The 11,834-nt window shown below is 38.7% G+C and carries 5 protein-coding genes, 3 tRNA genes and 3 rRNA genes; 3 read left to right on the top strand and 8 right to left on the bottom strand.

The genetic code is table 11. The annotated features are described in order from the left end of the window. Positions 1 to 161 precede the first annotated feature (161 nt). On the bottom strand, positions 162 to 1,172 hold the full coding sequence (locus B5S50_RS14395) for an isocitrate/isopropylmalate dehydrogenase family protein (RefSeq protein ID WP_065078147.1): 1,011 nt from the start codon (positions 1,170 to 1,172) through the stop codon (positions 162 to 164). Positions 1,173 to 1,218: 46 nt separating this feature from the next. Continuing rightward, entirely contained in the window at positions 1,219 to 2,580 is a 1,362-nt protein-coding gene (locus B5S50_RS14390; RefSeq protein ID WP_065078146.1) for a 2-isopropylmalate synthase, read from the bottom strand. 398 nt (positions 2,581 to 2,978) lie between these two features. On the opposite strand from B5S50_RS14390, the gene B5S50_RS14385 reads away from it, so the two are divergent. From B5S50_RS14385 to B5S50_RS14375, 3 genes are all read left to right on the top strand, one after another. After that, positions 2,979 to 3,704 (top strand): 1-acyl-sn-glycerol-3-phosphate acyltransferase, encoded by a 726-nt coding sequence (locus B5S50_RS14385; RefSeq protein ID WP_065078145.1) that lies wholly within the window; start codon positions 2,979 to 2,981, stop codon positions 3,702 to 3,704. A 220-nt stretch (positions 3,705 to 3,924) separates the two neighbouring features. Next, positions 3,925 to 4,785, top strand: a complete 861-nt coding sequence (locus B5S50_RS14380) for a ComEC/Rec2 family competence protein (protein WP_065078144.1) — start codon at positions 3,925 to 3,927, stop codon at positions 4,783 to 4,785. Between the two features lie 21 nt (positions 4,786 to 4,806). Next, entirely contained in the window at positions 4,807 to 5,721 is a 915-nt protein-coding gene (locus tag B5S50_RS14375) for a DMT family transporter (protein ID WP_065078143.1), read from the top strand. 90 nt (positions 5,722 to 5,811) lie between these two features. Here B5S50_RS14375 and B5S50_RS14370 read toward each other — a convergent pair. The 6 genes from B5S50_RS14370 to B5S50_RS14345 form a co-directional block, all read right to left on the bottom strand. Continuing rightward, positions 5,812 to 5,886, bottom strand: a tRNA-Asn gene (locus B5S50_RS14370). Between the two features lie 14 nt (positions 5,887 to 5,900). Continuing rightward, positions 5,901 to 6,017 (bottom strand): 5S ribosomal RNA (rrf, locus tag B5S50_RS14365). Between the two features lie 110 nt (positions 6,018 to 6,127). Further along, positions 6,128 to 9,017, bottom strand: a 23S ribosomal RNA gene (locus tag B5S50_RS14360). A 309-nt stretch (positions 9,018 to 9,326) separates the two neighbouring features. Next, positions 9,327 to 9,403: transfer RNA gene (locus tag B5S50_RS14355), tRNA-Ile, on the bottom strand. 4 nt (positions 9,404 to 9,407) lie between these two features. Further along, positions 9,408 to 9,483 (bottom strand) — tRNA-Ala (locus B5S50_RS14350). A 403-nt stretch (positions 9,484 to 9,886) separates the two neighbouring features. Continuing rightward, positions 9,887 to 11,396, bottom strand: a 16S ribosomal RNA gene (locus B5S50_RS14345). The 16S, 23S and 5S rRNA genes sit together here with 3 tRNA genes alongside, the layout of an rRNA operon. Positions 11,397 to 11,834 lie beyond the last annotated feature (438 nt).

Genomic DNA, 11,834 nt, shown 5'->3' with positions numbered 1-11,834 from the left:
AAAATAACAAAGTTCAAATAGCAAAGAACAAATAAAGATGATTTTCCTCGTACCTCAGGAAATATATAATTTTAATATTTTCTGACGTTAGGAAGAAAATTATCCTTATTTGACATTTTAACTTTGTACTTTGTTCTCTAAAAGAATCGAATTAAGTATACTTAATTACAATTTTCAATTTTCTCTATAATAGCTTCAGTAAATCCGCTTGTAGTGGTATTCCCTCCTAAATCCTCTGTTAAATATTTACCTTCTCTAAGTACAGCTTCTACAGCTAGCTCTATTTTATTTGCCGCTTCTGTTTCACCTAAATAGTTAAGCATCATAACTCCTGAAAGTATTATAGCTGTTGGATTTGCTTTGTTCTGTCCTGCAATATCTGGAGCCGAGCCATGGGCAGCTTCAAACACTGCTGCATCTTCTCCTATATTGGCTCCTGGCACTAATCCAAGCCCACCTATAAGGCCTGATGCCATATCTGATAAAATATCTCCATACAAATTAGGCATAACAAGTACATCATAGTTCTCTGGATTAAGTACAAGTTTCATACTCATAGCATCTACTATTACACTTTCAAATTCAATGTTTTTATATTTTTCTGCTACTTTTTCAGCTGTTCTTAAAAAAAGCCCATCTGAAAGTTTCATTATATTAGCCTTGTGAACTGCGGTAACTTTCTTTCTTCCATTTTTAATTGCATACTGAAAAGCTGCCTCTACTATCCTTTCACTTGCTTTTTTAGATATTATTTTAACGCTTTCCGCTATTTCATCGTTTATCATATGTTCAATCCCTGCATACAGATCTTCTGTATTTTCTCTAAATATTACAAGATCCACATTATCGTATCTACATTTTACTCCAGCATAAGTTTTTATAGGTCTTATATTTGCATATAGATTTAAATTTTTTCTAAGAGTTACATTTACACTTTTAAATCCTTTTCCCACAGGGGTCGTAACTGGTGCTTTAAGTGCTACTTTATTTTTCCTTATACTTTCTATAATATTATCCGGTATTGGTGTTCCATATTTATCTAGAACTGAGGCTCCCGCCTCAAATATTTCCCAGTCAATATCTGCCCCACTCTTATCTATAACTTTTTTTGCAGCTTCACAGATTTCTGGTCCTATACCATCACCTTTAATAAGAGTAACTTTATGTGTCATTTTTTATCCTCCATTGTTATCTATTATTCTAAATTTTATACCTACTCTAACTGGCTCTTTCCTCTTTTTTTTGTGAAATATCTGGCAGCATCTTATCAACTAATAATTCTAATTCATCATTTCCTATTATGCTAGTTCTTCCTGCTTTATATTGTTCATCCACCCATTCTTTAATTTTAGCAATTCTAGTATCCCATTTATCAACTTTTTCTTCATTTTTTAATCTATAATAGGTATTAATCCAGGCTGCAATTCCAGCGTGACCGGAATATTGATTTACAGCTACTACAACTGGTCTTCCTAAAATTTTATCTGTATCAAATATATTATAGATTTCTTCATCTTTTAATATTCCATCTGCATGTATTCCAGCTCTAGTTACATTAAATTCTTTTCCCACAAAAGGGGTTCTAGGTGGAACTGAATATTCCATTTCTTTTTTAAAATACTCTGATAATTCGGTTATAACCTCAAGTTTCATATTTTTAGTATTTCCTTTTATCTGCGCATATTCAAATATCATAGCTTCTAGTGGACAATTTCCTGTTCTCTCCCCAATTCCTAAAAATGAGGTATTTACAGCTGATGCACCATATAGCCAAGCTGTTGTCGAATTATTCACTACTGCATAAAAATCATTGTGTCCATGCCATTCTATACATTCTGAAGGAACACCACAATTGTTCCTAAGTCCATGCATAATAGCCTGTACGCTTCTTGGTAATTCCACGCCACTATAGGATACTCCCAATCCAAGAGTATCACAGGCTCTTATCTTTATAGGAATGCCTGACTGTTTCGATAATTCCATTAATTTATTTACAAGTGGAACTACAAATCCATAAAAATCAGCCCTAGTTATATCTTCTAGATGGCATCTTGGACGAATTCCATTATCCAACGCTTCTTTAACTATACCTAAATACATATCCATAGTTTCTTTTCTAGTCTTTCTCAACTTTTTAAATATATGATAATCTGAACAAGACATAAGCATTCCCGTTTCTTTAATTCCCATTTGTTTTACCAACTTAAAATCTTCTTTATTAGCCCTTATCCATGAAGTAACCTCCGGGAATTCATATCCTCTTTCCATACATACCTGGGCAGCTTTCCTATCTTTCTCTGTGTATAAAAAAAATTCCGTCTGTTTTATTATTCCCGAATTGTTATCCAAATCATGAAGGTAATCAAAAATTCTAATTATCTGCTCTGTAGTATAAGGAGGCATTGACTGCTGACCATCTCTAAATGTAGTGTCCGTAATATATATTTTTTCAGGTAAATCTTTAGGTATTTGTACTCCATTAAAATTTATTTTTGGAATTTCATCATAGGGAAATATATTTTTATAAAAATTGGGACTATCTACATTATTTAATTTATATTCATAGGAACTTTTTTTCATTTAATTCATCTCCTCGGATTAATATTGGACCTATCTTTTAAAATGGCTTTTTGAATTATTTTATACATTATATTTCATATATGAATTTTGCGCCTATTTTTTGCAATTTATATTTATGTACTATTTTTGAATATTTATAAGTATATTTATGGCTTATTAGGACTATTTCTATAATAAATATGCTTATATTGTATCACTTTTATTATTGATAAGCAAATATTTATTTGTTATTTTTGACGCTATTTTATATAACGTATTCATTATAGATCTTTTATAGTGTGCAATAGGATTTTTAAATCAAATATTGGCTCCATACTAATTTAAAGTACTGTATATGTTATAATAAATGTTGTATTATCATGAACTCATAATTAGAATTTTCAAGGAGGAATAATTTTATGTTAAAAACTTTTTTATTTTATGTAGTTTTTTTCTTGTATATGGTCTATTCATTAGTTAAAAAATTAAAATTAGACAGAATTAGAAAAAGTGGTTCTGAAAAAGAAGCTGAAAATTATATATATATATCTGTGAAAAAATGGTCTGATTTTATATTAAAGCTTATAAATGCATCTGTAAAAGTAACCGGTACAGAAAACATCCCACAGGTTCCCTGCCTTTTTGTTTCAAACCATCAAGGTTTTTTAGATATACCTATAATACTATCTTCTTTAGATAGGACTGTAGGATTTATAGCTAAAAAAGAACTAACAAAGTTCAAATTAGTTTCTTACTGGATGAAGCAAATTAATTGTATTTTTATAAATAGGGAGGATATAAGAGAATCCATAAAGTCTATAAATAAAGGTAGTGAACTATTAAATAATGGACATAGTATGGTAATATTTCCTGAAGGCACCAGAAGTAAAGGCCCTAGAATAGGAGAATTTAAAAAGGGAAGTTTAAAACTGGCTTTAAAATCTAAAGTACCTATAGTTCCAATTGCTATAGATGGAAGTTATAAACTAAGAGAGGGAAATGCACATTCTATGATAAAATCTGCAAATGTAAATGTAACTATATGTAAGCCCATCTATACAGATTCTCTTTCGAGAGAAGAGAGGGAATCTTTAGCAGATAACATAAAATCAGAAATAAGTAAACATATTTATTTAGAAAATTAATATAGGATTCATCCGATGACTACCTTCTCTAATACTCCCAGAGTAATGAGCAGCTATGTCCCTGGATAACAATTCTCCCTAAAGGATAACGCCTTCTAAGTGCTTATCCCCACTTTGAAGAAAAAGCAGATATTCCAAATCTTTGATTTAGTGATAGTCGATTTCACAGAGTGCGATGGGGGGTTAGCGATGGTAGCAATCGGATAAAGGAGGACACTGAATGAAATTTATAAAAAAATACTTTAATATACTATCAATTGTATTTATTTTCATATTTCTAATGTCAGGATGTACAAGTAATACAAATTCAAATACTACTTCCAACTACAGTGGACTTAAAGTTCATTATATAGATGTAGGACAAGGAGATAGTGAATTAATACAAGTAAATGGGAAAAACCTTTTAATAGATGCTGGTCCAAATGAAAGTAGAGACAAATTAATGTCTTATTTAAGTAAACAAAATATTAAAAAACTTGACTTTGTAATTGCAACCCATCCTGATGAAGATCACATAGGTGGCATGGGAAATGTAATAAAAAAATACACTGTTGATAAGTTTTATACTCCTAAAAAAATAGTTAATACAAAAACTTTTGAGTATATGATTCAACAATTAAAAAATAAAAATATGAAAATAGATACTCCAACTCCTGGATTACAGTTAGACTTAGGTAAAAATACAACTGCAGAAATACTTGCACCTAATAGTAAGAGTTATCCAGATACAAATAATTATTCAGTAGTATTAAAACTAACTTATGGAAATACCAAATTTCTTTTTACAGGGGATGCAGAAAAAACAAGTGAAATGGAAATGATAGATAAAAATTATGATCTATCAGCTGATGTATTAAAAGTTGGTCATCATGGTAGTTCAAGCTCCACTTCACAACAATTTCTGGATAAAGTTAATCCTAAAATAGCAGTAATAAGCTGCGGAAAAAATAATAAATATGGACATCCACATAAAAAGACAATAAATAAACTTAAAAAGAAAAATATACAAATATATAGAACCGATGTAAGTGGAACAATCATACTCACTAGTAATGGAACTAAAATAAATAAACTAGATTAATAATCACAGAAAGGAATTGCAATGAATGCTCAAATTACACTAAAAAACAATTCAAGAATGAAAGGAATACTACTAGTAGTATCTGCTTCTATACTCTGGGGCGTTTCAGGACCTGTAGCTCAATATCTTTTTCAAAAAAAAGATATTAGTCCAGAATGGCTTGTAGATATTCGTCTTTTACTGTCAGGATCACTCCTACTTATATTTCTATACTTAAAGAATGGCAAAAATATCTTTAATATATGGAAATCTAAATATGGTAGAAGAAACATTATTCTCTTTAGTATCATAGGATTAATAGGCGTACAATATGGCTATTTTGCATCGATTAAATATGGTAATGCTGCTACAGCTACAATACTTCAATATCTTAGTCCAGTAATAATTGTATGTTATGTGTCCTTTAAATCTAAAGAACTTCCTTCCTTAAGGGAAACATTATCAATTCTGCTGGCTTTATTAGGTACGTTCTTCCTCATTACTAGAGGTAATATACATAGCCTAGCTATTTCCAACTTAGCTTTATTCTGGGGAGTTTTATCAGCATTTGCTGCTGCATTTTATGTAGTTCAACCTGCATATATTATTAAAAGATGGGGGTGTGATATTGTAATTGGTTGGGGAATGCTTTTAGGTGGAATATTCTTTAGCTTCGTTCATCCTTTTTGGAGAATACAAGGAGAATATTCTACTGATTCAATTTTAGGAATTACTTTTGTGGTTGTTTTTGGAACCCTTGTTTCCTTCTATTGGTATTTGGATAGTACAAGGTACATTAAAGCTTCAGAAACGAGTTTACTTTCTTGTTTAGAACCTATGTCTGCAACTACAGTGTCAATACTATGGCTTCACACTCCTTTTGGTATATTTGATATTATAGGAAGTATACTTATTTTAAGTACGGTTTTAATTTTATCCTACAACAAAAAATCTTAATAATAGATGCATTAAAATAAAGCAGATTAGTTAAACTAATCTGCTTTTATGTATATTCAAATTTATTGCTTTTAATTCAAAAAATAAAAATGGCTCCGTGGAGAGGGCTCGAACCTCCAACCCTTCGGTTAACAGCCGAATGCTCAACCATTGAGCTACCACGGAACAATAATTTTTTTACCTGGCAGCGACCTATTCTCCCACAGGGCCTCCCCTGCAGTACCATCGGCACTGTGAAGCTTAACCTTCCTGTTCGGTATGGAAAGGGGTGTTACCTTCACGTCATTACCACCAGATTATTATCGAAAATTGCCATTTCTATCAATTTTCTTTTCTATTATCTTTTAAGAGTTCAAATTACTCTGTCCTCTCAAAATTGCACAGTAAACTTTTCTTTCGTTTTTATTTGGTCAAGCCCTCGACCTATTAGTATCAGTCAGCTTAACAAGTTGCCCTGCTTACACCTCTGACCTATCTCCTCGTGTTCTTCGAGGGGTCTTACTAGCTTACGCTATGGGAAATCTTATCTTGAGGTGGGCTTCACACTTAGATGCTTTCAGCGTTTATCCCTTCCCAACTTGGCTACCCAGCTATGCTCCTGGCGGAACAACTGGTTCACCAGCGGTCGGTCCATCCCGGTCCTCTCGTACTAAGGACAGCTCCTCTCAAATTTCCTGCGCCCGCGACGGATAGGGACCGAACTGTCTCACGACGTTCTGAACCCAGCTCGCGTGCCGCTTTAATGGGCGAACAGCCCAACCCTTGGGACCTACTTCAGCCCCAGGATGCGACGAGCCGACATCGAGGTGCCAAACCTCCCCGTCGATGTGAACTCTTGGGGGAGATCAGCCTGTTATCCCCGAGGTAGCTTTTATCCGTTGAGCGATGGCCCTCCCACGAGGTACCACCGGATCACTAAGCCCGACTTTCGTCCCTGCTCCACTTGTTTGTGTCGCAGTCAAGCTCCCTTCTGCCTTTGCACTCTTCGAAGAATTTCTAACCCTTCTGAGGGAACCTTTGTACGCCTCCGTTACTTTTTAGGAGGCGACCGCCCCAGTCAAACTGCCCGCCTAACATTGTCCCGTCTCCAGTTTCATGGAGCCCGGTTAGAATTCCAGTACTGTCAGGGTGGTATCCCAACATCGACTCGGTAATGGCTGGCGCCACTACTTCCTAGTCTCCCACCTATCCTGTACAGACAATACCGAAATTCAGTGCTAAACTGCAGTAAAGCTCTACGGGGTCTTTCCGTCCAATCGCGGGTAGCAAGCATCTTCACTTGCACTTCAATTTCGCCGGATTTGTTGTCGAGACAGTGCTCAAATCATTACGCCATTCGTGCGGGTCGGAACTTACCCGACAAGGAATTTCGCTACCTTAGGACCGTTATAGTTACGGCCGCCGTTTACTGGGGCTTAAGTTCTGACCTTCGCTTGCGCTAAGTCTTCCCCTTAACCTTCCAGCACCGGGCAGGCGTCAGCTCCTATACTTCAGCTTTCGCTTTAGCAGAAACCTGTGTTTTTGATAAACAGTTGCTTGAGCCTTTTCTCTGCGGCCACTTGCGTGGCTCTCCTTCTCCCTAAGTTACGGAGTTAATTTGCCTAGTTCCTTAACAACAATTCTTCCGATGGTCTTAGGATTCTCTCCTCACCTACCTGTGTCGGTTTGCGGTACGGGCACATAAAAGCTCCATAGAGACTTTTCTCGGCAGCGTGAAATCAGGTACTTCCCCTTGCGGGTTCCCCATCACACCTCATCATTGATATACCGGATTTTCCTGGTATACCTGACTCGGTGCTTAGACATACATCCATTTGTATGCACACCTTATCCTCCTGCGTCATCCCTTTTGTCAAACGCTTTTATGCGGTATCGGAATTTCAACCGATTGTCCATCACCTACGCCTTTCGGCCTCGGCTTAGGTCCCGACTTACCCTGGGCGGACGAACCTTCCCCAGGAAACCTTAGGTTTTCGACCAATAAGATTCTCACTTATTTCTCGCTACTTATGCCAGCATTCTCTCTCCTGTACAATCCACTGTTCCTTCCGGTACAACTTCAACTCGTACAGGATGCTCCTCTACCACTCTTTCGAGTCCACAGCTTCGGTGGTAAGTTTTAGCCCCGGACATTTTCGGCGCATGATCTCTTGACTAGTGAGCTATTACGCACTCTTTAAATGAGTGGCTGCTTCTGAGCCAACATCCTAGTTGTCTTAGAAATCACACATCCTTTCCCACTTAACTTACACTTTGGGACCTTAGCTGGTGGTCTGGGCTGTTTCCCTTTTGACCACGGATCTTATCATTCGCAGTCTGACTGCCGGAATTCAAGTATATGGCATTCGGAGTTTGATAAGGTTCAGTAACTGTTGTCAGCCCCTACCCCATTCAGTGCTCTACCTCCATTACTCATTTCCGACGCTAGCCCTAAAGCTATTTCGAGGAGAACCAGCTATCTCCGAGTTCGATTGGAATTTCTCCGCTATCCACAGCTCATCCCATGGTTTTTCAACACCAACGTGGTTCGGTCCTCCACGGAATTTTACTTCCGCTTCAACCTGGCCATGGATAGGTCACTCGGTTTCGGGTCTACAACATACAACTTCGCGCCCTTTTCAGACTCGGTTTCCCTCCGGCTCCGTACCTTAAGTACTTAACCTTGCTGCATATCGTAACTCGCTGGCTCGTTCTACAAAAAGCACGCCGTCGTACTTTACGTACTTCGACTGTTTGTGGACACACGGTTTCAGGTTCTATTTCACTCCCCTCCCGGGGTTCTTTTCACCTTTCCCTCACGGTACTCCTTCTCTATCGGTCACCAGGTAGTATTTAGCCTTGGGAGGTGGTCCTCCCTGTTTCCCACAAGGTTTCTCGTGTCTCGTGGTACTCTGGATTAGATCTGACTGCTCTTTGCTTTCATTTACAGGGCTTTTACCTTCTCCGGCGGAGCCTTCCAGCTCTCTTCAATTAACACTTCACAGTATTTATGACCTATCCGCAACCCCAGGAACAAGTTCCTGGTTTGGGCTCTTTCCCGTTCGCTCGCCGCTACTTAGGAAATCGATGTTTCTTTCTCTTCCTCCGGGTACTTAGATGTTTCAGTTCCCCGGGTTTGCCTCTACAAACCTATGTATTCAGTTTGCAGTACCTAGCGTTATCTAGGTGGGTTTCCCCATTCGGATATCTCTGGTTCTCTGGCTATTTGCGCCTACCCAGAGCTTTTCGCAGCTTATCGCGTCCTTCTTAGGCTCCTGGTGCCAAGGCATCCTCCATGCGCCCTTTGTAGCTTGACCTTTATTATCGAAAATCGTCATTAACTTCGTCCAGCTTCGTCAAATACCTCATTCCGGTGCTCATTTACATAAGTAAACTCCGCTCCTCATTCGGTCTTTTCCTTGCTGTACTCGTTACTGCCAATTTTCTTTGTATCATCTTAAATGTTTAAAACGATACATAAATTGTATTTCAACAATGAAATACATCTACTACAAAGGTTATTTCTAACCTTAGCTTTACTTTATTTCTTATTTACTGTGCAATTTTCAAAGGACAATTTTTCAATTTACATTGTAAACTGAAAATGGTTTTCTAATGAAAACCTTTGGTGGGCTTAAATGGACTCGAACCATCGACCTCACGCTTATCAGGCGTGCGCTCTAACCAGCTGAGCTATAAGCCCTAAATGGTGGAGATAAAGAGATTCGAACTCTTGACCCTCTGCGTGCAAGGCAGATGCTCTCCCAGCTGAGCTATACCCCCAAAATATTTTTATTCTATTTTTAAAAAATTGCTATTAACTTCACAATCGACCTCAAAACTTTCATTTCGGTGCTCATTTATATAAGTAAATTCCGCTCCTCATTCAAGTTTTTCCTTGTCTTGCTCGTTACTATCAATTTTTTATTATCATCATATCACTTAGATTTTAAAAGTGATACTGTGAAGAATCTATGATCCTTCAAAATTAAACAGAGTGAAAAATTGCTATTAACTTCGTATATCGGCGTCAAAATCATTCGCTGCGGTACTCATTTACATTAGTAAACTCTGTTCCTCGCTTATGTTTTTCCTTGATACACTCGTTACTATCAATTTTTAAGTATTAACTTACTTAAACCATCAATTTATAAGATAGATTATACTCTATCTTTCGACTCCCTAGAAAGGAGGTGATCCAGCCGCAGGTTCTCCTACGGCTACCTTGTTACGACTTCACCCCAATTACTAACCCCACCTTCGGCCGCGTCCTCCTAAGTTAGACTACGGACTTCGGGTGTTGCCAGCTCTCATGGTGTGACGGGCGGTGTGTACAAGGCCCGGGAACGTATTCACCGCGACATTCTGATTCGCGATTACTAGCAACTCCAACTTCATGTAGGCGAGTTTCAGCCTACAATCCGAACTGGGGGCAGTTTTTGAGGTTTGCTCCACCTCGCGGTCTTGCTTCTCTCTGTACTGCCCATTGTAGCACGTGTGTTGCCCTGGACATAAGGGGCATGATGATTTGACGTCATCCCCACCTTCCTCCGCGTTAACCGCGGCAGTCTTGCTAGAGTGCTCAACTAAATGTTAGCAACTAACAACAGGGGTTGCGCTCGTTGCAGGACTTAACCTAACATCTCACGACACGAGCTGACGACAACCATGCACCACCTGTATCCCTGCCCCGAAGGGCTTCTCTTATCTCTAAGATATTCAGGGTATGTCAAGTCCAGGTAAGGTTCTTCGCGTTGCTTCGAATTAAACCACATGCTCCGCTGCTTGTGCGGGCCCCCGTCAATTCCTTTGAGTTTTAATCTTGCGATCGTACTTCCCAGGCGGAGTACTTATTGTGTTTACTGCGGCACAGAAGGGGTCGATACCTCCTACACCTAGTACTCATCGTTTACGGCGTGGACTACCAGGGTATCTAATCCTGTTTGCTACCCACGCTTTCGTGCCTCAGCGTCAGTTACGGTCCAGAGAATCGCCTTCGCCACTGGTGTTCTTCCTAATCTCTACGCATTTCACCGCTACACTAGGAATTCCATTCTCCTCTCCCGCACTCTAGATATCCAGTTTGAAATGCAGTGCCCGGGTTAAGCCCGGGTATTTCACATCTCACTTAAATATCCGCCTACGCACTCTTTACGCCCAGTAATTCCGGACAACGCTCGCCACCTACGTATTACCGCGGCTGCTGGCACGTAGTTAGCCGTGGCTTCCTCCTTGGGTACCGTCATTATCGTCCCCAAAGACAGAGCTTTACAATCCGAAAACCTTCTTCACTCACGCGGCGTTGCTGCATCAGGCTTTCGCCCATTGTGCAATATTCCCCACTGCTGCCTCCCGTAGGAGTCTGGACCGTCTCTCAGTTCCAATGTGGCCGATCACCCTCTCAGGTCGGCTACGCATCGTCGCCTTGGTAGGCCGTTACCCTACCAACTAGCTAATGCGCCGCGGGTCCATCTCAAAGCGGATTACTCCTTTAAATCAATTTCCATGTGAAAACTGATTATTATGCGGTATTAATCTCCCTTTCGGGAGGCTATCCCCCTCTTTGAGGTAGGTTACCCACGTGTTACTCACCCGTCCGCCGCTAATCCACTCCCGAAGGAGCTTCATCGCTCGACTTGCATGTGTTAAGCACGCCGCCAGCGTTCGTCCTGAGCCAGGATCAAACTCTTAATTTAAAAGTTTATATGGCTCTATAGAAAATCAATACTAACTTCACATTTCTGCGTCAAACCTTTCGCTGTGGTGCTCATTTACTTAAGTAAACTCCGCTCCTCGCTCGAGGTTTTCCTTGAACTACTCGTTATTATTGATTTTAGAAAATTGCTATTAGCTTCGCAATACTGCGTCAAAGTTTTCATTGCGGTGCTCATTTACTTAAGTAAACTCCGCTCCTCATTCAAACTTTTCCTTGTCTTGCTCGCTACTACCAATTTTTAATATATTACATTTCAGCTTGTTAGCAAAATATAATACATTATTCTTACGAAATTACTTTTTTAGCTGCTCTCGCAGCTCAAAAGAATTGCTGGTTTATTCTAAATAAGTTGTACTTATATCTTCCTCTGTTTAATTTTCAAGGATCATTTTGCCGCCTCACTTCGACAGCTTTTATA

The organism is Clostridium sp. 001, assembly GCF_019056555.1.
In the GTDB taxonomy this organism is placed as follows: domain Bacteria; phylum Bacillota; class Clostridia; order Clostridiales; family Clostridiaceae; genus Clostridium_B; species Clostridium_B ragsdalei.
This window is presented reverse-complemented; position numbering and strand designations above follow the sequence as displayed.